Origin of the sequence: Rhizobium sp. NFR12 (assembly GCF_900108545.1) — a bacterium.
GTDB lineage: Bacteria > Pseudomonadota > Alphaproteobacteria > Rhizobiales > Rhizobiaceae > Neorhizobium > Neorhizobium soli.
Genome location: NZ_FNWM01000002.1, coordinates 1134829 through 1157614, shown reverse-complemented (window position 1 = coordinate 1157614; position 22786 = coordinate 1134829). Strand labels below are relative to the sequence as shown.

Annotated in this window: 24 protein-coding genes and 2 riboswitches; of the genes, 13 read left to right on the top strand and 11 right to left on the bottom strand. The window is 59.8% G+C overall.

Annotated features, from left to right (window positions below):
• Nucleotides 1–21: 21 nt before the first annotated feature.
• A complete protein-coding gene (locus BLW69_RS12980; protein ID WP_092662304.1) occupies nucleotides 22–693 on the top strand; it encodes a DUF1345 domain-containing protein in 672 nt (223 codons plus the stop codon).
• 26 nt (nucleotides 694–719) lie between these two features.
• A complete protein-coding gene (gene fghA, locus BLW69_RS12975) occupies nucleotides 720–1553 on the top strand; it encodes an S-formylglutathione hydrolase (RefSeq protein WP_092662302.1) in 834 nt (277 codons plus the stop codon).
• A gap of 54 nt (nucleotides 1554–1607) precedes the next feature.
• On the opposite strand, the gene BLW69_RS12970 is transcribed toward fghA, so the two are convergent.
• The 6 genes from BLW69_RS12970 to crcB all read right to left on the bottom strand — a co-directional run bounded on the left by BLW69_RS12970 (nucleotide 1608) and on the right by crcB (nucleotide 5492).
• The gene (locus BLW69_RS12970) at nucleotides 1608–1991 is read right to left on the bottom strand and encodes a DoxX family protein (protein ID WP_092662300.1); all 384 of its coding nucleotides are present in this window, start codon (nucleotides 1989–1991) and stop codon (nucleotides 1608–1610) included.
• A gap of 93 nt (nucleotides 1992–2084) precedes the next feature.
• On the bottom strand, nucleotides 2085–2576 hold the full coding sequence (locus BLW69_RS12965) for a hypothetical protein (RefSeq protein ID WP_062457054.1): 492 nt from the start codon (nucleotides 2574–2576) through the stop codon (nucleotides 2085–2087).
• A gap of 56 nt (nucleotides 2577–2632) precedes the next feature.
• Nucleotides 2633–3424: an ATP12 family chaperone protein gene (locus BLW69_RS12960; protein WP_092662298.1), complete on the bottom strand. Its 792-nt coding sequence runs from the start codon at nucleotides 3422–3424 to the stop codon at nucleotides 2633–2635.
• A gap of 9 nt (nucleotides 3425–3433) precedes the next feature.
• Nucleotides 3434–4087, bottom strand: a complete 654-nt coding sequence (locus tag BLW69_RS12955; protein WP_092662296.1) for an HAD-IA family hydrolase — start codon at nucleotides 4085–4087, stop codon at nucleotides 3434–3436.
• Complete coding sequence (locus BLW69_RS12950) at nucleotides 4084–5076, bottom strand: RluA family pseudouridine synthase (RefSeq protein WP_062457061.1); 993 nt, start codon at nucleotides 5074–5076, stop codon at nucleotides 4084–4086. Before BLW69_RS12950 ends, BLW69_RS12955 begins: the two co-directional genes overlap by 4 nt.
• Before the next feature lie 38 nt (nucleotides 5077–5114).
• On the bottom strand, nucleotides 5115–5492 hold the full coding sequence (gene crcB / locus BLW69_RS12945) for a fluoride efflux transporter CrcB (RefSeq protein ID WP_092662294.1): 378 nt from the start codon (nucleotides 5490–5492) through the stop codon (nucleotides 5115–5117).
• A 117-nt stretch (nucleotides 5493–5609) separates the two neighbouring features.
• Between crcB and BLW69_RS12940 the strand changes: the two genes are divergently transcribed.
• A complete protein-coding gene (locus BLW69_RS12940; RefSeq protein ID WP_062457067.1) occupies nucleotides 5610–5891 on the top strand; it encodes a hypothetical protein in 282 nt (93 codons plus the stop codon).
• Nucleotides 5892–5894: 3 nt separating this feature from the next.
• On the opposite strand, the gene BLW69_RS12935 is transcribed toward BLW69_RS12940, so the two are convergent.
• Both BLW69_RS12935 and BLW69_RS12930 read right to left on the bottom strand, forming a co-directional pair.
• Complete coding sequence (locus BLW69_RS12935) at nucleotides 5895–7082, bottom strand: GNAT family N-acetyltransferase (protein WP_139283856.1); 1188 nt, start codon at nucleotides 7080–7082, stop codon at nucleotides 5895–5897.
• Between the two features lie 87 nt (nucleotides 7083–7169).
• Nucleotides 7170–7715, bottom strand: coding sequence for a copper chaperone PCu(A)C (locus tag BLW69_RS12930; protein ID WP_092662569.1), 546 nt, complete (start codon nucleotides 7713–7715; stop codon nucleotides 7170–7172).
• Nucleotides 7716–7888: 173 nt separating this feature from the next.
• Nucleotides 7889–7975, top strand: a riboswitch (glycine riboswitch).
• Nucleotides 7976–8060: riboswitch (glycine riboswitch) on the top strand.
• A gap of 84 nt (nucleotides 8061–8144) precedes the next feature.
• Here BLW69_RS12930 and gcvT point away from each other — a divergent pair.
• The 7 genes from gcvT (at nucleotide 8145) to BLW69_RS12895 (ending at nucleotide 14307) form a co-directional block, all read left to right on the top strand.
• On the top strand, nucleotides 8145–9281 hold the full coding sequence (gcvT, locus tag BLW69_RS12925) for a glycine cleavage system aminomethyltransferase GcvT (RefSeq protein WP_092662290.1): 1137 nt from the start codon (nucleotides 8145–8147) through the stop codon (nucleotides 9279–9281).
• A gap of 81 nt (nucleotides 9282–9362) precedes the next feature.
• Nucleotides 9363–9725 carry a glycine cleavage system protein GcvH gene (gcvH, locus tag BLW69_RS12920; protein ID WP_092662288.1) on the top strand — a complete coding sequence of 121 codons (363 nt, stop codon included), beginning with the start codon at nucleotides 9363–9365 and terminating at the stop codon, nucleotides 9723–9725.
• Nucleotides 9722–12595: an aminomethyl-transferring glycine dehydrogenase gene (gene gcvP, locus BLW69_RS12915; RefSeq protein WP_092662286.1), complete on the top strand. Its 2874-nt coding sequence runs from the start codon at nucleotides 9722–9724 to the stop codon at nucleotides 12593–12595. Before gcvH ends, gcvP begins: the two co-directional genes overlap by 4 nt.
• A gap of 227 nt (nucleotides 12596–12822) precedes the next feature.
• Nucleotides 12823–13032, top strand: a complete 210-nt coding sequence (locus tag BLW69_RS12910; protein ID WP_062457081.1) for a cold-shock protein — start codon at nucleotides 12823–12825, stop codon at nucleotides 13030–13032.
• A gap of 233 nt (nucleotides 13033–13265) precedes the next feature.
• Nucleotides 13266–13511: a 30S ribosomal protein S21 gene (gene rpsU, locus BLW69_RS12905; RefSeq protein ID WP_062457083.1), complete on the top strand. Its 246-nt coding sequence runs from the start codon at nucleotides 13266–13268 to the stop codon at nucleotides 13509–13511.
• 117 nt (nucleotides 13512–13628) lie between these two features.
• Entirely contained in the window at nucleotides 13629–13853 is a 225-nt protein-coding gene (locus tag BLW69_RS12900; protein WP_062458069.1) for a hypothetical protein, read from the top strand.
• A 196-nt stretch (nucleotides 13854–14049) separates the two neighbouring features.
• Nucleotides 14050–14307: a hypothetical protein gene (locus tag BLW69_RS12895; RefSeq protein ID WP_062457086.1), complete on the top strand. Its 258-nt coding sequence runs from the start codon at nucleotides 14050–14052 to the stop codon at nucleotides 14305–14307.
• Between the two features lie 41 nt (nucleotides 14308–14348).
• On the opposite strand, the gene BLW69_RS12890 is transcribed toward BLW69_RS12895, so the two are convergent.
• Complete coding sequence (locus BLW69_RS12890; protein ID WP_092662284.1) at nucleotides 14349–14738, bottom strand: RidA family protein; 390 nt, start codon at nucleotides 14736–14738, stop codon at nucleotides 14349–14351.
• 148 nt (nucleotides 14739–14886) lie between these two features.
• Between BLW69_RS12890 and BLW69_RS12885 the strand changes: the two genes are divergently transcribed.
• Complete coding sequence (locus BLW69_RS12885) at nucleotides 14887–15489, top strand: TetR/AcrR family transcriptional regulator (protein ID WP_175487266.1); 603 nt, start codon at nucleotides 14887–14889, stop codon at nucleotides 15487–15489.
• A 9-nt stretch (nucleotides 15490–15498) separates the two neighbouring features.
• Here the strand turns inward: BLW69_RS12885 and BLW69_RS12880 are convergent, their stop codons facing one another.
• The gene (locus tag BLW69_RS12880) at nucleotides 15499–17856 is read right to left on the bottom strand and encodes a bifunctional diguanylate cyclase/phosphodiesterase (RefSeq protein WP_092662282.1); all 2358 of its coding nucleotides are present in this window, start codon (nucleotides 17854–17856) and stop codon (nucleotides 15499–15501) included.
• A 148-nt stretch (nucleotides 17857–18004) separates the two neighbouring features.
• Nucleotides 18005–18970, bottom strand: coding sequence for a tRNA dihydrouridine(20/20a) synthase DusA (gene dusA / locus BLW69_RS12875; protein ID WP_244508813.1), 966 nt, complete (start codon nucleotides 18968–18970; stop codon nucleotides 18005–18007).
• Between dusA and BLW69_RS12870 the strand changes: the two genes are divergently transcribed.
• Nucleotides 18947–20155, top strand: coding sequence for an AraC family transcriptional regulator (locus BLW69_RS12870; protein WP_244508812.1), 1209 nt, complete (start codon nucleotides 18947–18949; stop codon nucleotides 20153–20155). The two genes, dusA and BLW69_RS12870, sit on opposite strands and share 24 nt — an antisense overlap.
• 21 nt (nucleotides 20156–20176) lie before the next feature.
• Nucleotides 20177–22756 carry an HWE histidine kinase domain-containing protein gene (locus BLW69_RS12865; RefSeq protein WP_092662276.1) on the top strand — a complete coding sequence of 860 codons (2580 nt, stop codon included), beginning with the start codon at nucleotides 20177–20179 and terminating at the stop codon, nucleotides 22754–22756.
• Nucleotides 22757–22786 lie beyond the last annotated feature (30 nt).

Genomic DNA, 22786 nt, shown 5'->3' with positions numbered 1-22786 from the left:
CAAGTCGGTACGGGAGGGCGGATGTCGACACAACAGGGCAAGGCATCGCTGTGGCACTGGCGCCGCCGCCGGCATGGACCCTTCTTCGCGTCGGCGATTGTCGCAGTCGTCGCGTTGCCTGTGCTGATCTGGCAGCTGCCGGAGCTTGCCGCGGCGCTGACGGCGATCATCTTTTTCGTCGTCTATCTTGGATTGATGGCATTCCGAATCCCGCATCTGGACGCCGACCGCTTCGAGAAAAGCGGCCAGAACACCGACGAACCGGCACCGCTTATCCTGGCCGTCACGCTTGCAGCGGCGGCGATTTCGTTGGTGACGCTGTTTGAAGCGATGAACGACAAGCAGACGTCAGGTGCGTTGGATGTGATGGTCGGCTTCGCCGCCGTCATTCTCGGCTGGTTTTCGCTGCACATGATGTTTGCCCTACACTACGCCCACCTTTACTGGCGCCCCGGCGACGACAAGGTCGAAGGCCCGGTTGGCGGCCTCGACTTTCCCGGAACCGATCGTCCGGGCGGCTGGGAGTTTCTCTATTTCGGCTATATCATCGGCATGACCGCCCAGACCTCCGACGTCGCGATCACCGCGACCGACATGCGCAGGATCAATCTCCTCCACTCGGTCGTGTCTTTCTTTTTCAACACGGTGCTGGTAGCCGCTGCGGTCAACGCAGTCGTTTCGCTGGCCAGCTGAAGTCCCAACATCGAGGAACACAACCGATGAAAATCATTTCACAGAACACCGCATTTGGCGGGATGCAGGGCGTCTATTCGCATCCGTCGGATGCCTGCAAATGCGATATGACGTTTGCCGTGTTCGTGCCGCCGCAGGCGGTGTCTGAGCCGTGCCCGGTTCTCTGGTATCTGTCGGGTCTCACCTGCACCCATCAGAACGTGATGGACAAGGGCGAGTATCGCCGGCTGGCTGCAGAGCTCGGTCTCGTCATCGTCTGCCCCGACACAAGCCCACGCGGAGACGACGTCGCGGATGAGGCGACCAACTGGCAGATGGGCAAGGGTGCCGGATTTTATCTCGATGCGACTCAGCAGCCCTGGGCCGAGAACTACCAGATGTACACCTACATCACGCAGGAACTGCCCGCCCTCATCGGCGAACAATTCCGCGTCGACATGAGCCGTCAGGGAATTTTCGGCCACTCCATGGGGGGGCACGGCGCCATGACGATTGCACTCAAAAACCCCGACCGGTTCAAGAGCTGCTCGGCCTTTGCGCCCATCGTCGAGCCGACAACCGCCGACTGGTCTGCGCCGGCACTCCAAAAATATCTCGGTGCCGATCGGTCAACGTGGCGGCCATACGATGCCTGCGCGCTGGTGAAGGACGGGGCGCATTTTCCGGAATTCCTGCTCGATCAGGGCAAGGCCGACAACTTCCTCGACAGCGGCCTGCGGCCATGGCTGTTCGAACAGGCAATCGAGGGCAAGGATATTGCCCTGACGCTCAGACTGCATGAGCGCTACGACCATTCCTACTTCTTCATCTCGACATTCATGGACGACCATCTGCGCTGGCACGCCGAGCGTCTGGCCTAGTCTCCCGTCCGAGGATCAGGACGCCCGCGCGCAATCGCCCGCGGGCGTAAAATCTCAATTCTTGTCGACTGCCCAGGCACCGGGGCCGGAGAAGACGAGATACAGGAAAATGAAGCAGAACAGGATGGCGCCTTCGCCGCCGTTCAGCGCCGGCCAGAAGCCCTTGCTGGCATGCGCCATGAAATAGGCGACTGCCATCTGGCCGGACAGGAGAAACGCGACCGGGCGGGTCATGAAGCCGACAACCAGAAAGGCGCCGCCGACCACTTCAAGCAGTGCTGCAATCAGCAGAAGCGGCGGCAAAGCACCGTCGCCCATCGGTGCCGGAAAACCGAACAACTTCATAGTGCCGTGCTCGATGAAGAGCAGGGCTGCAATGATTCTCAGCACGGCCAGCGCCTGCGGACGGTATTGTCCCAGACTATTGAAAAACTGCATGTCAAATCCCTCTCGTAGCATTGCCGCGGCTGCGCGGCAGCAAACGAGTTAAGCTCGGTTTGCCTGCGGAAATCAAATGCATTTCGTCAAGAATCAGGGTTCGAACAGCGCAGATGTGATGGTTGCGGAATGTCCGCTGCGCAGGCGGAACTCGCTCGCCACCCGGTCGGCGATCTTTCTGGCAAGAGCTGCATCGGCATCCTTGTTGCCGAAGAGGAAGACCGACGTTTCGAAGGAGCCCGTCGCGACCGGTTCACCTGTCGAGACGGAGACGGCCTGAACCGTGACCCTCGCCTCCAGCCGCCGGCCGAAGACGACGGGAACGGGCGCTGCGCGGTCGATGCGGACGGAGATGATGGTTCGCGGCAGCATGCTCGGCCGCATCGTCGAGCGGACAGCCTCATCGATCAGCATGTCGGTGGCAATGACGAGGCCCTGTGGCACGTCGGGCCGTGCCGTCACGAAAGCTCCCCTGACGTCGTAGAGAAGCTTGTCGCGCACACCATCTTCCAACGGCATGCGAAACGCCATCAGCGATGGCGTCAGGGTCAAGATCAGGGCTAGGCGCAGGACACCGGAACGCATGGGAAAACTCGATACGCAGACTGTACCGATCTTCCCCCAACAGGGTTAGAGAAGGATTAAATCCGCCCTGTGGTTGCGTCAAAAACCGCAGCAGCGGCCTGCATCTCTTCGAACCGCTTTGCCCGGCGATGTTCGGCCTCGGCATCGGATCCCCAATGCTCGATTGCCCAATCTTCCTCCAGATGCGCGATCCGCCATGTGTCATCGACGGAGAGTTCACCTTCGGCAAAAGCAATTGCCAGAATTGCGGAGCCCGTCAGCGATGTCACCGTATGGAGAGATGCGAGCTCGATCGGGGACGCATACTTGCGCAACACCCCGGAAAGGGCGGCGATCGCTTCCTTAGGCTGCTCCTTGGGCATGACACCCTCGATCACCTCGAAGCGCGCACCGATCGCGTTCGCTGCCCAGTCGAGGACGGGATCCCATTGCTCGGCCTGGCGAAGCGCAAGGTTTGCAGGTGTTTCTGCGCGGTAGCACAGCATGTCGCTCGACGAGAAGCGAAGGATGTCCTCGAACACGGCCTGCGGGTCGACGGCAATGCCGTCGATCGCGGTGTTGACGAGCCGTGTCACCGGCATCGTGCGCGGATCGATCACATCCACCTGCGATGCCCATTCGTCGCGGACGAGTTCGGCAACCCGTGTGGTCGGCATTCTCAAGGCGTTCTTGGCGGGTGTCTTCACCGGCCGCCCGTCGAGAAGGATAGCGAAGTCACCCTCGCCCGCCTCAACCGAGACTTCCTTGTAGAAGCGCTTCGGCAGAGGCTTGTGCATCTGGATCTGTGCCCGCCGGGTCGGGTCTTCGTGGCTCAAACCGGCGTTCGGGTCGGATAGTATGTCGCGCATGGAAAACCCTCAGCCGATCAACGGCAGCAATTCGCTTGGATGATGGACGATGTGGTCGGCTCCGGCCTTCTGAAGCTCGCCAACCGAGGCGTATCCCCAGGAAACACCGATTGCCGTTGCACCGGCCGCCTTTGCCATCTGCATGTCGTAGATCGCATCGCCAATGACAAGAGTGTCGGCAGGCAGAATTCCAGTGGCGTCACAGCACTCGGTGACCATCGCCGGATGGGGTTTGGACGGGCAATCATCTGCCGTGCGGCTGACGACGAAATGGTCTGCATAGCCGTGCGTGTTCATGATCATATCGAGGCCCCGACGAGATTTGCCGGTGACCGCGCCGATCAAAAGGTCGTCCCGCGGTCCGATCGTCTCGATCAGATCCTTTATGCCCTCGAACAAAGGCTCGCGGAAATCGAGATCCTGGCGAACCACGGAGAAGAGCGACTTGTAATAGGCCATCATCTCGACGGCCTCCTCATCGGCATGCGGCTTGCCGTCGATGCGGGCGATCGCGATGTCGAGCGTCAGGCCGATGATCGACTTCGTCTGCGCCAGTGTGGGTTCAGCCTTGCCGAAGTGACGGAAGGTGCGCAGCATCGTCTCGTGGATCAGTTCGGCGCTGTCGACCAGCGTTCCGTCGCAATCGAACAGGACAAGCTTCATTCCTGGTCCTCCCGCCGACCGTTCTCCATGTCGAAGCCCAGAAGGTTCCAGGACTGCACCATGTGCGGCGGCAGCGGAGCCGTGACCCGCAGACGACCGCCATCCGGATGCGGGATGTCGATGTGGCGCGCGTGCAGATGCAGCTTTTTCTGGATGCCGCCCGGGAACGGCCAGTTGTGGTCGTCGTCGAAATATTTCGGATCGCCGATGATCTGGTGACCGAGATGCAGCGCATGGACACGCAGCTGGTGCGTACGGCCGGTATAGGGCTCCATCTCCAGCCACGCCATCGTCTGCGCGGCGGTTTCCAGAACGCGGTAGTAGGAGACCGCGTGATCAGCGCCCTCCTCGCCATGTCTCGCGATCCGCATGCGGTCGCCGTCGGGCGTCTGTTCCTTGACTAGCCAGTTGGAAATCTTGTCTTCGCGCTTGCGCGGCACGCCCTTGACCAGCGCCCAGTAGGTCTTTTTGGTATCGCGTTCGCGGAATGCCGCGGTCAACTTCTGCGCCGCACCGCGTGTGCGGGCAACCACGAGGACACCTGACGTGTCGCGGTCGATCCGGTGGACGAGACGCGGTTTTTCGCCTCTCTTGTTGGTGAAGGCATCCATCATCTGATCGATATGGCGGGTCACGCCGGATCCGCCCTGCACAGCCAGACCCGCCGGCTTATTGAGAACGAAGACCTTGTCGTCTTCATGCAGCATCATCCGCTGCAAAAGCTCGTAGTCGCCGGCGTGCTTCAGATCCTTGCCCGCGATCGGCCCGCTGTTCTTCGCGTCGGTATCCATCGGGGGAATGCGGACCATCTGGCCGGGCTCAACACGGGTGTCGCTTTTTACACGGCCACCGTCGATGCGCACCTGTCCGGAGCGCAGTAGTTTCTGTAGAGGGCCGAAGCCGAGACCCGGGAAATGGATCTTGAACCAACGGTCGAGGCGCATGCCTGCCTCGTCCGCCTCGACGCGGATATGCTCGATGCCTGCCATCAAAGCTCTTTCATCTTATCTGTGATCAGTCCTGCCCTTTAGAGCATTGCCCGCCCGAGCGCCAGCCCAGCAAAGACCGCACACAGCGACACACCAACGCTTGCGATCACATAACTTGCCCCCGCCACGGTTGCGCCGCGCTCGAACAGCGAGATGACATCCAGCGAAAAGGCCGAAAACGTCGTGAAGCCGCCGAGAAATCCAGTCACCAGCAGGAGACGCATCTCAGGCGAGGCGTTGAGGCGCCGGGCAATCACCTCGCTTAGCAAACCGATTGCGAAACAGCCGACGATGTTGACGGTCAGCGTTCCCCAGGGAAAGTTCGGCCCGAACCGGCGCAGCGTCCAGACGCCCACGAGGTAGCGGGCGACGGAACCGAATGCGCCGCCGAGTGCGACAAGTATGATAGTGATCATCGAGATATCCAGAAAAGTCCTAAATCGTGCCTACCGTTAAAATGCCGAGATTTCGGTTAATTCGCGGCAAACTCGGCGCATATTACATATGTGCCGAATGGGTTGAAGGCGGTTGCTATGGTTCAGGTGACGACAATTTCGGCAAGCATGGCAGCGCTCGCCATAGAGACGTTAAGAACGCCGCCACAATTGTCCGTCAAAGCGAGAATTGGTGAGGCCAAACGTGTCGCCGAACGCGCTTCTGCGCGTGATCAGAGTGCGACCGATCCGACGGTCACCGGGGCGATGACGCTTGCGACCAGCCTGTCTCTCGATTTCCTCGATGCCGGCCAGCAGCCTCCGCAGCAGCAGGCATCACTGCAGATGGCCGAAGCCGCCTATCGTGACACGGAAGAGTGACCCTCAGACCCCGAGTACAAGAAGTCCGACACCCTGAATGCCGCTGAGGAAGCGGCGCCAGCTTTCGGGTATCGTGAAATACATCCGCTTGGCGAATGGACGGATGACCGGAAGCCAAGCCTGCGCGTAGAGGCGCCCTTTCCACGAGAAGGGCAGGCTATAGCCGTTCAGCACCAGTTTCTGGTTTGCCCAGGATTGTTTGTAGGCGCCATCGCCGCCGAGAAGATCGTAGGTCTTGATCCCGTTGTCGATCAGCCAGCAGACTGTCATTTCCATTTGCACCTTGCCGGCGGAGAGATGCCGCAGGCTCCAGTCGAAGCTGCCAAGATAGGCGTAGTAGTGCCCTGCCCGCACGAAGCCGAGCTCCATCGCCACCGTGACATCGCCGGCCCGCAGGATCGAAAGGCACGCACCCTCTAGCAACGCGGCATCACCCGTCAGGCTCGCCAGGAAATCGTCCAGGCCATCGAAGGAAAAACCGCTGCTGCTTCTCCCGGTCTCGCGGAGCCAGACCCGCTTCATCGCCGCACAGTCGCGAACGTATTCGGCAAACCTTTGATCGGAGGGCCAGATCATCTCGAAGGTGAGTTCTCCGAGCCGCGCCAGGTGGTTGCGCCGACGGTTGCGATTGCGCTTCTTCAATTTGCCGCCGTGCGAGCGGTATGCGTCCGAATCGGCAAACTGCGTGAGATCGAGCACGGCGCTGCTTCCGCCGTAGCCTCGGATCGTCGGCTGTGAGCGAAGCAGGAGACCCAGCGAGGATTGATGCGGAACGGGGTGAAAGACCGCGACATCGCAATCGGGCATCATCTCGATACGGGTCAGCAACTTGCCCATCAGCAATCCGGCAAGATGGGCGTCGTCGCACAGGAGATTGCAGTATTGCGAGTGGGGTGCGCCGAGGTTTTCCAATACCCTTATGCCGCTGACGGTCTGAACCATCAGAGGCCAGACTGCGACGAGACTGCCGTTGCGCCACACAGTCTCGATCCGGAATTCGAACGCGGAGCCATCGCCGGCAAACGCCGCGACCCAGCCGCGGCACCAATCGAAACTCTGAAAATAGGTCAGCCGGTCTTCGCACCGGCTTTCAAGGGCCCGCCAGGCGTCGGCGACCGTGTCGATTTCCGCAAGCGTGCTGAGGCGTCGGTAAATGCCGGCGTCCGGTTCCGGTGCACTGGAAATATCCACGATCTTCGTCCCCACAAAGCCAACCCATCGGTAGAATAGATGGCGGAGCTAAACGAGATATTACGCCTGAGATCACATCCCGCGTGATCAGTTATGCTGGTTGCCGGGACGGAAACCCTGGACCGGGAGCGTGAGATCGAAACTGCCGGACTTCTCGAAGGTCAGCTTCAGGGGCACGCTGTCGCCCTGCTTGAAAGGAGTCGCGACTTTGGTGAACATCAGATGCAGTCCACCGGGCTTCAACTCGACGGTCTGGCCGGCTGGGACCGCAATGCCGCCTTCGAGACGGCGCATCTTCATGATCTGGCCCTGCATCGACATTTCGTGGATCTCGACGGCAGGCGACAGAGGCGATGAAGCGGAGACGAGTCTATCGTTTTTGCTGCCCGTGTTGCGGATCACGAGATAGCCACCGCCGACCGGCTGGCCGGGAAGCATGGCACGCACATAACCGCCGGAAATCTCGAGCATACCGAGTTGAACTGTGGCGCCCGATGTGGCCGTCGGATCGGACGATCCGTGCATGTGCATGCCACTATTCCCGGAACCGGCATCGCCCGCCTGGGCATAGGATTGATCTGCCGCCGCACCAAGTGTCGCTGCAAACAGCGCCAGAGTCGCAAGAAATTTCATGACAACGCCTCCCATCGTCTTTCAAGACGACGGGTAGAGCAGATTCCTGAACGTCCGGAAAGCTTGAACCTTGGCACTCAGTCGCGATGCCTAACTCTATGGTGTGCGACAAAAATCTTGGTCACGACGACATTCTCCCCTTGTCAAACCTGTCGCCTCCTCGATAATGAACCTCATACCCGTTGGGAGAAGCCGCTTCGATGCGGTGCCGAAGGAGCAACCGCCCCGGAAACTCTCAGGCAAAAGGACCACGGGCGACCAACCGGAACTCTGGAGAGTAGCAACCGTCATCGGGGGCTCGCCGAAGGGATAACAATCTCAGGCGAAAAGGACAGAGGGGGCTCGAAACAGGCGCGTAACCGCGCCCTGATCAGAGCCGGCGTGTGAGCTGATTTTACTCAGCGAGCGCCAAAACCTGGAGGCGCCTTTTTGGACGATCACTCAGTTCTCAAGACCACACCGCTCAACGCGCTGCATCTTTCGCTTGGTGCGAAGATGGTGCCGTTCGCGGGCTACGACATGCCGGTGCAATATCCGCTCGGCGTGATGAAGGAGCACCTCCATACGCGTGCTGCCGCAGGCCTGTTCGATGTCTCCCACATGGGCCAGGTCATCGTCAGAGCGAAGTCCGGCGACTATGCAGATGCAGCACTTGCGCTGGAAAAGCTCGTTCCGGTCGACATCCTGTCGCTGAAGGAAGGCCGTCAGCGTTACGGGTTCTTCACCGACGACAATGGCTGCATTCTCGACGACCTGATGATCACCAATCGCGGCGACCATCTTCTCGTCGTCGTCAACGCCGCCTGCAAGGATGCCGACCTTGCCCACATGAAGGCGCACCTTCCGGACTGCGACGTCACCCTGCTCGACGACCGCGCGCTGATCGCCCTCCAGGGTCCACGTGCCGAAGCTGTTCTGGCCGAGCTCTGGGCTGGCGTCTCCTCGATGAAGTTCATGGATGTCCGCGAAGTGCCGCTGCACGACGTTGCTTGCATCATCTCGCGCTCCGGTTATTCCGGCGAGGACGGCTTCGAGATCTCGATCCCGCAAGACCATGCCATGTCAGTTGCCAAGGCATTGCTCGAGCACCCAGACTGCGAAGCCATCGGCCTCGGCGCCCGTGATAGCCTGCGCCTCGAAGCCGGTCTGTGTCTTTATGGAAACGACATCGACACCACGACGTCACCGATCGAAGCATCGCTCGAATGGGCGCTGCAGAAGGCGCGCAAGGCCGGCGGCGACCGCGAAGGCGGGTTTCCGGGAGCGGACCGCATCCTTGGCGAACTGGCAGACGGTACCAGCCGCCGCCGCGTCGGCCTGAAGCCGGAAGGCAAGGCGCCGGTGCGTTCGCATGCGAAACTGTTTGCCGATGCGGACGGGCTCAAGGAACTCGGCGAAGTCACCTCTGGTACATTCGGCCCGACGGTCGAAGGTCCGGTTGCCATGGGTTACGTTCCCGTCAGCCATGCAGTTGCAGGTACGCAGGTCTTTGCCGAAGTGCGCGGAAAATACCTGCCGATGACGGTGGCCGCGCTGCCGTTCATCACGCCGACCTACAAGCGATAAACACGCGCGGGCGGCCTGGCCCCATCCCCGGCCTCCCCCCCACGTCATCCCGATTCACGCTTTCCTCAAGAGGACATTCCCATGCTGAAATTCACCGCCGAACACGAATGGCTGAAACTCGAAGACGGCGTTGCCACCGTCGGCATCACCACCCATGCTGCCGAGCAGCTAGGTGATCTCGTGTTTGTCGAACTGCCGGAAGTCGGTGCCGAGCTGGTGAAGGACGGCAATGCCGCAACCGTCGAAAGCGTCAAGGCAGCCTCCGACGTATATTCGCCACTCGATGGCGAAGTCACCGAAGTCAATCAGGCGATCGTCGACGACCCGTCGCTGGTCAATTCCGATCCGCAGGCTGCCGGCTGGTTCTTCAAGCTGAGGCTCAAGAATGTAGCCGACGCCGACGCGCTGATGGACGAAGCTGCCTATAAGGAACTGATCGGATGAGTGACTCGACCGACTTCCACTTCACCGACTACGATCCTTACGATTTCGCCAACCGACGGCATATCGGTCCCTCTCCGACGGAGATGACCGATATGCTTGCCGTGATCGGCTACAAGTCGCTCGACGCGCTGATCGATGCCACGGTTCCCGCCTCCATCCGTCAGCAGAACCCGCTGACCTGGGGTGCGGCGCTGACCGAACGCGAAGCGCTCGACAAGCTGCGCGAGACGGCCAACAAGAACCAGGTGCTGACCACGCTGATCGGACAGGGCTATTACGGCACCGTGACGCCGCCTGTGATCCAGCGCAACATTCTGGAGAACCCAGCCTGGTACACGGCATACACGCCCTACCAGCCGGAAATCTCCCAAGGCCGCCTCGAAGCGCTTCTGAACTTCCAGACGATGATCTGCGACCTGACCGGCCTCGACGTCGCCAATGCTTCGCTGCTCGATGAAGCGACGGCGGCTGCCGAAGCCATGGCGCTTTGCCAGCGTCAGGCGAAATCGAAGGCAACCGCCTTCTTCGTCGACCACGCCTGTCATCCGCAGACGATTGCGCTGATCGAGACACGTGCAGCCCCGCTCGGCTGGAGCGTGATCGTCGGTGATCCGATGACCGATCTCGACCCGGTCGACGTGTTCGGCGCGATCTTCCAGTATCCCGGCACGAACGGCGAAGTGCGTGACTTCTCGGGCCTTATCTCCCGCCTGCACCAGACCGGTGCGGTCGCTGCTATGGCGGCCGATCTTCTGGCGCTGACGCTTCTGAAATCGCCCGGCGAAATGGGTGCGGATATCGCGATCGGCTCGTCGCAGCGGTTTGGCGTGCCTGTCGGTTACGGCGGCCCGCACGCGGCCTATATGTCGGTCAAGGATGCGCACAAGCGCGCCATGCCCGGCCGCCTCGTCGGCGTCTCCGTCGATGCCCGCGGCAATCGTGCCTACCGCCTGTCGCTGCAGACCCGCGAACAGCATATCCGCCGCGAGAAGGCCACGTCGAACATCTGCACCGCGCAGGTTCTGCTCGCTGTCATGGCCTCGATGTACGGCGTCTTCCACGGCCCGGAAGGCCTGAAGGCGATTGCCCAAGCGGTGCACAAAAAGGCCGTGCTGATGGCCAAGGGCCTGGAAAAGCTCGGTTACACGATCGAACCCGATACGTTCTTCGACACGTTCACTGTCGAGGTCGGCCACATGCAGGGTGTGATCATGCGGGCGGCCGTTGCTGAAGGCGTCAACCTGCGCAAGGTCGGTGAAACCAGGATTGGCATGTCGCTCGACGAACGCACCCGCCCTGTCACGCTCGAGGCCGTCTGGCGCGCATTCGGCGGTGACTTCAAGGTGTCGGACTTCCCGGTCGAATACCGCCTGCCCAACGCGCTTCTCAGAAAATCGGATTACATGACCCATCCGATCTTCCACATGAACCGCGCCGAAAGCGAGATGACCCGCTACATCCGCCGCCTGTCGGACCGCGACCTGGCGCTGGACCGCGCGATGATCCCGCTCGGCTCCTGCACGATGAAGCTGAACGCGACGGCTGAAATGCTGCCGATCACCTGGCCGGAGTTTTCCGACATCCATCCGTTCGTGCCGGTCGACCAGGCACTCGGCTACAAGGAAATGATCGACGATCTGTCGGCAAAGCTTTGCCAGATAACCGGTTACGATGCCTTCTCGATGCAGCCGAATTCCGGTGCTCAGGGCGAGTATGCGGGCCTGCTAACGATCCGCAACTATCACATCGCCAATGGCGATACCCATCGCGACGTCTGCCTCATCCCCACCTCCGCGCACGGCACCAATCCTGCCTCGGCCCAGATGGTCGGCATGAAGGTCGTGGTCGTGAAAGTGCTCGAGAACGGCGATATCGATCTCGAAGACTTCCGTGCCAAGGCACAGCAGCATGCGGCAAATCTGTCCTGCTGCATGATCACCTATCCTTCGACACACGGCGTGTTCGAGGAGACGGTGAAGGAGATCTGCGAGATCACCCATGCCAATGGCGGCCAGGTCTATCTCGACGGTGCCAATATGAACGCAATGGTCGGATTGTCCCGCCCGGGTGACATTGGCTCCGACGTTTCGCATCTCAACCTGCACAAGACGTTCTGCATTCCGCATGGCGGCGGCGGTCCCGGCATGGGGCCGATCGGCGTCAAGGCGCACCTGGCAAGCCACCTGCCCGGTCACCCGCAATGGGCCGGAGAACTCGGCAGCGAAGGTGCGGTTTCGGCGGCGCCGTTCGGCTCTCCCTCGATCCTGCCAATCTCCTGGTCCTACTGCCTGATGATGGGCGGCGAAGGGCTCACGCAGGCGACGAAGGTTGCGATCCTCAACGCCAACTATATCGCAGCCCGGCTCAAGGGCGCCTACGATGTGCTCTACAAGTCCGCAAGCGGACGCGTCGCGCATGAGTGCATCATCGACACCCGCCCGCTCAACGCCTCGGCCGGCGTCTCTGTCGACGACGTTGCAAAACGCCTGATCGACTGCGGCTTCCACGCCCCGACCATGAGCTGGCCGGTTGCCGGTACGCTGATGATCGAACCGACGGAATCGGAAACGAAGGCCGAGATCGACCGGTTCTGCGATGCGATGCTGGCAGTCCGCGAAGAGGCTCGTGCGATCGAAGACGGTCGCATGGACAGGGTCAACAACCCGCTGAGGAACGCCCCGCACACGGTGGAAGACCTGGTCGGCGAATGGGATCGTCCTTATAGCCGCGAACAGGCCTGCTACCCGCCGGGCGCTTTCCGTGTCGACAAATACTGGTCGCCGGTCAACCGCGTCGACAATGTCTATGGCGACCGCAATCTGCTCTGCACCTGCCCGCCGCTTGAGGACTACGCGGAGGCCGCGGAGTAACACGAATAACGGAGAGGCCCGGGCTTTGGGCCTCTCCGGGATATATTTTCGCGCAGCCCTTGTTTAAGTGCAATTATTCTCTATTTTGAGTTTCATCGAACTTTGCTAGCGACTCGTCCGCAGCTCCCGGAAAACTTGGAGCTCTTTCTGATTTCCTCTCAACGTCGATCTACCCCCGACCCCGTATTTCAGGGTTGGCAACTTACTACGATTGAAAGGAAATCGTTATGGATACCGGCACTGTAAAGTGGTTTAACAGCACCAAGGGTTTTGGTTTCATTCAGCCTGACAACGGCAGCCAGGATGTGTTCGTTCACATCTCCGCTGTTGAGCGCGCTGGCATGAATGGCCTGAACGAAGGTCAGAAGATCAGCTACGAAATTGTCCAGGACAAGCGTTCTGGCAAGAGCTCCGCAGACAACCTGCGCGCTGCTTAAGGCTTTGTCATTGCCCCGCGTGACCACGGATGTACTGGCACGAAGGCGGCGATGATGGTGGAAGGTCGGGGTTCATCTCCCGGCCTTTTGTTTTTTCGTCCATTCTGAGGTTTTACTGTGCTAGACGGTTTAACTTCGAATGGGTGAAAAGAGAGCGGATGTGAGATCGCTTCCCGATCAACCCGCGTCCGACAAATTTCAAGAGATAGCGGTTCGCCGCGTAAGGAGATATTTTGCAGGTACTCGTCAGAGATAACAACGTTGATCAGGCTCTCCGCGTCCTGAAGAAGAAGATGCAGCGCGAAGGTATCTTCCGCGAAATGAAGGCTCGTAGCGCTTACGAAAAGCCTTCCGAGAAGCGTGCACGTGAAAAAGCAGATGCGATCCGTCGCGCGCGCAAGCTTGCTCGCAAGCAGATGCAGCGCGAAGGCCTGCTTCCGGCTCCGAAGAAAAAAGTCATCGTAGCTCGCGCCCGCTAGGCTCCGACATGAGCGTGGTTTTGAGCACAAGCCAGAGCCACGCAACCAATCGCAGGATGGCAGTCTATGCCATTCTCGCGGTCCACGGCAGACATCGGCCGTTTCCAGGAGGAAAGCATGACAGCGACCAAGGACCAGTTCTTCAAGCCCGCGAAAATGTCGGCACAAGCCAAATCGGAGCAGACCAACTCCGTGGTGCGTGACATCCTGGACGCCGAAGTTATTGCTCGTGAAAAGAAGACAGAAAAACTACGTGCTCTGCGGCTCCAGCAGACCGCTGATGCCCCCGCCCCTGTAAAAAAAGCGGCGACGAAGACCAAGCGCGCGGTCAAGACTTCCTAATCTTTCGTTTTACTCCCGACTGCTTTTCCCGAATTGAACCAATTCGTTGGTTCTGCGTTAACTTGCACTGCGGGACGCATGCATACTCCGGGATGCAGCGCTCAGGTGTCGCCTTTTCAAAGACGCCCCGCAGTCTTTTCTGATCATCCGGCTACGCCGATATCAGGAGAGTGCCTGTCAAGGATGCGAGGGTAGAATGTGTCAGGACAACGCCTCATCGGCGATCGTGCTAGGTTCGGATGATCTCGAACTTCTTCAGAGGTTCCTGGAAGCCTGGTGCGAGGAGAGACATGTGGACGTGTCGAGCGAGGAGGCTCAGACTGTCGCATCTGGTCTTTTCAACTGGTACCAGTTTGAACTCAATGATCGCAACAACCTTAAGTCCGAACCGCCCGAGCCTTTGCCGGAATCGGTCGAACTGAAGCGTTTGCTACGGCAACTCGCCGTAGCCTAATATCGGGCGCTGACCGTGCTGCAATCGCGGCCCGCTCGGGATTACGGGATACGAGCGATCACTTTGATCTCGAAGTCGAACCCCGCGAGCCAGTTTACCCCAACCGCTGTCCAATTCGGGTACGGCTTTTCCCCCATTATGCCCAAGCGAACTGCCTGAATCGTCCCGAACTGATTTTCAGGGTCGGTGTGAAACGTGGTGACGTCGATGATGTCGTCGAACCCGCAGCCTGCCGCTGCGAGAACCGCACGCAGATTGTCGAACGCGAGTTGAACCTGTTTTTCAAAATTCGGTTCCGGCGTCCCGTCATCACGGCTGCCAACCTGTCCGGACACGAAGAGAAGATCACCCGACCTTATCGCGGCTGAGTATTTGTTGATCTCGTAAAGGGCCTGTCGGCCTGCGGGGAAAATTGCTTCTCGTTCGATCATAGCTCGTCTCCAATCGGTTGTTGCGTCCACGGCGTTGCAGGAGCCTTCCCTGACCACGTAAATCTTGATATACGCTCCGTATGCAACTGCGTATCTCAGATACGCTGCGTATGTCAACTGCTGTAAGAATCCGGTTTAGGGGTGAGCGATGGCGCCGAGCAAGCGTACAACGATGATGGAAGAAACGCGGGTCAAGCTGATCAGCGCGGCTCGCAAGTCCTTCGCCGAGAAAGGCTATGCCAGCTCGTCCATGGACGACTTCACGGCGTCCGCCGGCCTGACGCGGGGTGCGCTCTACCATAATTTCGGAGACAAGAAGGGTCTTTTACAAGCGGTGATCGATCAGATTGATTCCGAGATGCTGGGGCGGATGCGTGCTTCCGCAAACCACGCCGGCAGGACACTTTGGGACCGCTTTCTTGCCGAGGCGGTCGCCTATATCGAGATGTCGCTGGAGCCGGAAATTCAGCGCATCATGTTGCTGGATGGTCCTGCTGTCCTCGGCGACCCATCGCGTTGGCCCAATCAGAACGCCTGTCTGCGCACCACGGCGGATACGATCAGCGCTCTCATCGCCGAAGGGACGGTCAAGAGCATGGATGCGGAGGCCGCCGCACGTCTCATCAACGGTGCGGCACTCAACGCCGCATTGTGGATCGCTGCGGCCGACGATCCGCCGGCCGTGTTGGAAAAAGCCGTCGAAGCGTTCCGTCACCTTGCCAGCGGGTTGCTGACGAAACAGCCCGTATGATCGCCCACCTTAACCTCGACGGCGATAATTCGGAAGATTGCGAATTCCTGAGAGGATCTCCACTTCGCCCTCGCTCTTCGGCTTGCCGAGGAGAAAACCCTGCAGCTGTTCGCAGCCGTCTTCGACCACCATCCGGTGCTGCCCGAAGGTCTCGATGCCTTCCGCGACGACGGGCAAGTCCAGGCTCTTGCCGAGACCGATGATGGCTTTGACGATGGCACGGGCGCTGTCGCTTTCCTCCATCTCGCTGATAAAACTGCGGTCGATCTTGATCTTGTCAAAGGGGAAGCTGTGCAGGTTGCTGAGCGACGAATAGCCGGTGCCGAAGTCATCCATCACCACATGGACTCCCAGCGCCTTCAACCGGAGCAAGGTCGCGAGCGTCGTGTCGCGATCCTTGAGCAGCGAGGTCTCTGTGATCTCGAGTTCAAGCCGGTGGGGCTCCAGGCCGCTCTCATCCAGTGCCGACGCAATCATGTCGACAAGGTTCGGGAAGCGAAACTGGATGGCCGAAACGTTGACCGCTACCGCCAGGCCGTCATCCCAGGTACTGGCCACCCTGCAGGCTTCGCGCATCGCCCATTCACCGATCGGCACGATGATGCCGGTTTCCTCGGCAACCGGAATGAAGACGCTCGGTGAGACATTGCCCCATTGCGGATGCTTCCACCGCATCAGGGCCTCATAGCCCGAGCAGAGGCCGCTTGTGGCATCAAAGAGTGGCTGGAATACCATGCTGAGTTGCGAGCGCAGTACGGCGTAGCGCAACTCGCTCTCGATCTCGCGCCGCTCGCGCAGCTCTGCGTCCATTGCCGCGGAATAGAATGCTGCCGTACCACGTCCCGAGAACTTCGCATTGTAGAGGGCCATGTCGGCCGCATTGCGCAAGTCATCAGGCGTTTCTCCGTCGTCCGGATAAACCGCGCAGCCGATGCTGACGCCGACGGCGGTGGGATCGAGTGCGACATTCATTTCGGTTCGGAAGGTTTCGAGGATACGCTCGGCGAGCAGGTTTGCGCCCGCCGGCTGTTCGACGCCTGTCTGGAGGATGATGAACTCGTCGCCGCCGATGCGGGACGGCGTATCGGCCGGACCGACACAGCGCCGCAGGATATCGGCGACCCGGATCAGGACACGATCGCCTTCCGCATGGCCGAACGCATCGTTGACGGCCTTGAAGCGGTCGAGATCAAGGGCAAGCACCGCCAGCACATCGCCGGAAAGTGCAGCCGTCCTTAAGGCACCGTCGAGCCGATCGTTGAAGAGCGTACGGTTGGGAAGGTCAGTCAAAGCGTCGTGGCGGGCCATGTGTTCGATGCGGCGCTCCGCAATGCGCTTCTCGGTCAGATCGCGGACAGCCAGAACCTGGCAGGAGCGACCGCGATACTCGATCGTATGGACGGCAACCTCGAGAAAGACCTCACGGTCCGTCACTTTCGGCGTGGCAGCGACTGCGGAATTCCTTTGAGCCGTCAGCGGAAGACCGTCGGCTGCCGCCAGCAGATCGTCGGGATCTCGGCCGAGGATGTCGCGGTCGCGCAGCAACAGCAATTCGGCAAAGCGAGCATTGGTCTCGATGACGCGGCCATCGCGAACCACCGCGAGGCCTTCAAGCGTCGCGTTGGCGAAGCCACGCAAATCCGTCAGGTACCGGTCGATGAAGCTCGCGGCAACAGTCGTCAGCACGATCACACTCATGACGATCGAAACCGCGCCAATGAGCCAGATCCGCCCGCCACCGTCGAGCGAGGCCTCTGGAAGCGTCGGATCGGGGATCAGCTCGGTCGCCGACATTGCAGTGAAATGCAGGATGCAAATGGCAGCAACACTGGCAGCGACTGCACAGATCGGGCGCAGGGTGCTTCTTCGAAGCGTCGTGGAGGCGAACGCCGCGGTGAAGAGAGAGAAAGAGACAACAGAGCCGATCAGGATGGGCGTCATTTCGTAGCGGGTCGTGGCTGCGGCACGGATCGCTTCGGTGCCGATCAAGTGCATGGCGGCGACCGTGACGGTGGCGACCATGCCGGCTGCGATCGAAGAAACCGTCTTCGATCGATCGGCAATCTGCAGCGCCAACCAGAAGCCGGCGACGGCAGTCAGAGCCGAGACAAGGGTGAGGACGCGCTCGAATTCGATCGCGATCGTGCCTTGGTAGGCGAGCATTGCCACGAAATGCGTCGACCAGATGGAAAGCCCGCCCGTGGCGCTGGCGACAAGGAGCCAGATCCGCCGCCGACGTTCGTTGCACTCGATCGCCCGTCTATGGATCAGAAAAAATGCGAGCATGCCGACGACGCAGATGCCGGCCGCGAGAAGAACAGTGCTTCGATCATGCTGAACCACGACGCATTCGAGAACTCGAAACATGGATGCCACCACAAGAACGCACGACGAACAATTTCATCGACTTGTCAGCAAAACATTAGGTGTTAATATTTAAGGAAATAATAATATACAGCCGGCATGCACGTGTCCAAGAACGCGCCTTGGGTACGGGATATCGATCCCAAAAGGCTTATCCGGCCGCCTTTTCAAGCCCGGAGCTCAAATCCACTGCCGCGAACGCAGCGGTTAGGATTTCGGTCCCAGCGCCAGGCTTCGTCGCCTCTGACGACAGGATTTGGCGGAACCGACGCGCACCGGGATAACCCTGAAACAGACCAACCATGTGACGCGTCACGTGATGCAATCTGCCACCGGAGGCGATAACCTGATCCGCATAGGCAATCATCGCGTCGCGCAGCGCCAGCCAGTCAGGGTCTGGATACTCAAGTCTTCCATCCAGAAGCGCATCGACGCCCGCCAGCAAGCCGGTGTTGTGATAGGCAGCGCGGCCGAGCATGACGCCATCCATCACCTCCAGGTGTTCAGAAGCTTGCTTAAGATCGGCAATACCGCCGTTGATCCCGAGGAACACATCCGGGTTCTCACGCTTCATCCTATGGACGAGATCGTAATCCAGTGGAGGAACCTCGCGGTTTTGTTTCGGCGACAGTCCCTGCAGCCAGGCCTTACGGGCATGGATCCAGATCGCGTCGGCACCGGCACCAATCATTCGCGCGAGAAAGTCCGGCAGGGAGTCGGCCGGCTCCTGATCATCAACGCCGATGCGGCATTTGACGGTCACAGGCGCCTGTGAAACCTTTTTCATGGCTGTGACGAGGTCTGCAACATGCGCGGGGTCGCGCATCAGGCAGGCACCGAATGTCCCCGACTGTACCCGGTCCGAGGGGCATCCGACATTGAGGTTGATCTCGTCGTAACCGTAGTCACCGGCGATCCGGATCGCCTCGGACAGCTTTTCCGAATTCGAGCCGCCGAGCTGCAAGGCAATAGGATGTTCTGCCGGCGAATAGGACAAGAGCCGCTCCCGCGGCCCATGGATGATCGCATCGGCGACGACCATCTCCGTATAAAGAAGCGCGCGCGACGACAGCTGCCGGTGCAGGAAACGGCAGTGACGATCGGTCCAGTCGATCATCGGGGCGACAGCGAAGACTTTTTTATGAGGATGCGTTGGCATTGGTTCCGAGCGACTATTCCGGTGCGTGGCGGCACGGATAACAAGATTTTGAGCCTGGCGAAAGACAAACGGCAAAAATGCGTTGTCGCCAGGTTGGTGCGGATTGGAACCGGCTGGAGCGTAGATGGGCTGTGTCTCGAGGTGAAAGCCTCTTCTACAGGGAATTCGACTTTGGACGGACGAGATGCCATCGAAGGTGAGCGGTCGCCAACCAAGGTGCAAACCCTACCCTTCAGTAGCAAATTTTGTTTAATCCGAGCAAAATGCGTGCTAGTCAGGCATATGAGTTCTTCTCGCGGTCTTGAGATAGATTTTGCAGAGCCGGCCATGGCGCATGTCGCACGGGCGGCGTTCGACTTGAACGGATTTTCGGCCGAGTATCTCGAGCTGAGCGGTGCTGAACCGTATGACTTCAGAAGCCGTGGCGAGAACCACTATCTCGCGTTGCACGATATCACTCTCACTGATGGTGAGCTGCGCGTGGACGGTCTTCCGACGCTCCATAAAAAGGACTTGCGCGACACGATCACCTTCGTGCCCAAAGGCTGCGGCATCGAGGGCTGGTGCCAGCCTCAGCCACGAACCAACCGATTTGTCGCTATGTATTTCGATCCAAAGGCGATCCGTGAAGATCTGGCTGATAGATATACCGAGCGGGATCCTGCGCCGTTCGCCTACTCCCGCGATCCACAGTTACGCGCCACACTCAAGAAACTTGAAGCGGTTCTGAGGGCGCCTCATGTGGACGAGCTCCACGCGGAGAGCGTCTGCCTGCTGGCATCGCTTGAGGTTTTCGGGGTCATGGCCGACAGGCAGGGGCGTCTGTCGGACCGACAGATCGCCGCGGTCACGGATTTCGTGGAGGGGCATCTGCAGGCAACAGTCGGCCTGGCGGAGCTGGCCGCTGTTGCCGGGCTCAGCCGTTTTCATTTTTCCCGCGCCTTCAAGGCGACGACCGGGGAAAATCCACACTCGTTTGTTCAACGGCGGCGCATCTCTCGAGCTGTCACGCTCCTTGCTCAGGTTGACCTTCCCATCGACGCGATTGCCGGGGCAGTCGGGTATAAGGGCACACCACAGTTTCGAAGGGCGTTTCATGAGGTGATGGGGACCTCTCCGCTGAAATATCGTCTGCAACGTTAGGCAAAATGGCGGGGGCCACCAGTGGGCTATGAGTACACAGATGCCAGTCTGATCGTCTGCGATAGGGAGCCGATCACGCGACTCGAAGAGATCCAGAACTTCGCGTTCCTCGTTGCGTTGTCGAACGACTGGACGATCGTTCGCGTATCCGAGAACTGCGAAACATTCTTCAACGTCAAACCGGAGAAACTCCTGGGCACGCGCTTCGACACGTGGATCAGTGAGACGGCGCTCCACGACATCCGGAACCGGATGGCGATTTTGGCGTCAACGACAGGAGAGAGAATCTTCGACGTGAAGCTGGTGCAGGGATTGCCCAACGTCGATCTGTCGATCCATTTTCAGGGCGATCTTCTGATTGTCGAAGGCGAACGGACACAAAAGACCGAACGGGTGGAGGCGGCTTCGATGGTTCGCGCAATGGCTGCGCGTCTGACCAAAGTTCCTTCAATCGAGAAATTCCACAGAGATGCGGTCCGACAGGTCCTGGCGATCACCGGCTTTGATCGAGTGATGATCTATCGGTTCGACACAGACGGTCATGGCGAAGTCATCGCGGAATCAACACGCGCCGGGGTGGATAGCTTCCTCGGGCTTCATTATCCCGCGTCGGACATCCCACGCCAAGCGCGCGAATTGTACTTGCGCAACCCTTTCCGCATCATAGCCGACGTCGCGGCACCGACCATGGCGTTACTGCCTCCCGCGGACGCGGTCACGCCACCGCTTGACCTGTCGATGTCGATCAGCCGCGCCGTGTCTCCCGTCCATATCGAATATCTGCGCAACATGGAGGTTGGTGCCTCCCTATCCATTTCGATCGTCGTCGAGGAAAAGCTGTGGGGGCTTATCGCATGCCATGCCAATGGACCGCGCCTGCCGAGCTTCATCATGCGGACGGCATCGGAACTGTTCGGCGCGATGTATTCGATGATGCTGGAGAGCCGTCTGCGGCGCGGCAGCGAGGAGCACGAGCATCGCGCACGTGCTTTGGCTGATCGCGTCATTACGATGATTGCTGGTGACGAATCGTTGATGGAAGATGCTCAGTGGCTGCAGGACATGACGCGCGACATGTTGGATTGCGATGGTGTCGCAATTTACCGTCGCGGCAAAGCTCATCTTCACGGGGCCACGCCGTCGGAACATAATGTCATCTCTCTGGCCCATCATCTGAACGCCGCCTCGCCGAGCCGGGTGTTCACGACCGACAACTTGGCTTCGGTCCATGCGCCGTGCAGCGAGACAGCGGACCGCGCCGCTGGCATGCTGTCGATCCCCATCTCGCGTGTTCCGCGCGACTATATCTTGCTGTTCCGCCGCGAGCGGCTGAGCGAGATCAGGTGGGGTGGCAATCCTGCAAAGCCAGCGGAAGCAGGCACCGAGAGCGAACGCATATCGCCCCGCAAAAGCTTTGCAGCATTCGCCGAACTTGTCCGCGGCAAGTCCAACCCTTTTTCCGACCGCGATCAGCGCATCGGCGAAGCGATCAGACAGGCACTGATCGAAGTCATCCTGCGCTATTCGGACGGCGCCAGCGACGAGAGACGACGTGCTTCCGAACGTCAGGAAGTGCTGATTGCCGAACTCAATCACCGCGTCCGCAACATCCTTGCCCTGATCCGCAGTCTCATGACGAAGACAAGCCATACAGCCGTTGATGTCGCGAGCTATGTCGAATCGCTCGGCGGACGGGTGCAGGCGCTCGCACGAGCCCATGACCGCGTCACGCGCCAGAGCTGGGGCCCGGCGCCGCTCGCCGGCATCTTTCAGGATGAGATCGCGGCACATGACGGCGTACGCGGTCGATTTACCTTGAAGGGGCCGAACGTACTGCTCCAGCCACAGGCGATGTCGACCATTGCGCTGGTCGTCCATGAACTCGTCACCAACAGCTGCAAGCATGGCGCGCTTTCGGCAAACGGCCGCATAGAGGTGACCGTCGACTCGGTCGACGGCGAAGGCGTTTATATCAAATGGAAGGAAATCGGCGGCCCGGCCGTGGTTGCGCCGACACGGCGAGGGTTTGGGTCTGTCATCGTCGAGAAAACGATTCCGTTCGATCTGAAGGGAACGGCAGAGGTCCGCTTCCTGCTGGCCGGGTTGGAAGCGGATTTCTTCATCCCGCTGAATTATGTGATCATTGCGCCTGAAGACCCGGCACCGACGCAGACGATGATTGAGCCCGATACCCTGAAAGCTACCAGCGTCCCCCCAAAGCAACTACTGCACGATGCGCAGGTTCTGCTGGTCGAGGACAACATGCTCATCGCACTGGAGGCCGAGGACATGCTGTACGAGCTGGGCGCGGTTCAGGTTCACCTCGCCTCCACTATTGCCGAAGCCGAACAGTTGCTTGCCAAGCAGAGTTTCCAGTTCGCTATGCTGGACATCAATGTCGGTCGCGGCACAAGTTTCGATCTTGCGACCAAGCTCGGGCAAGCAGGAACGCCGTTTATCTTCGCGACCGGCTACGGCAACGAATTGGCGATCGCGCGCAGAAAGGAAAGTGAGGTCGTCATCCAGAAGCCCTATGAGCGTGATCATCTTGCGCGCGCCGTGCAACAGGTGCTGACGAAAGCGACTGTCGAAGATGGCTGACGAAAGCGCTCGCGCTCTCTTCATTCATCC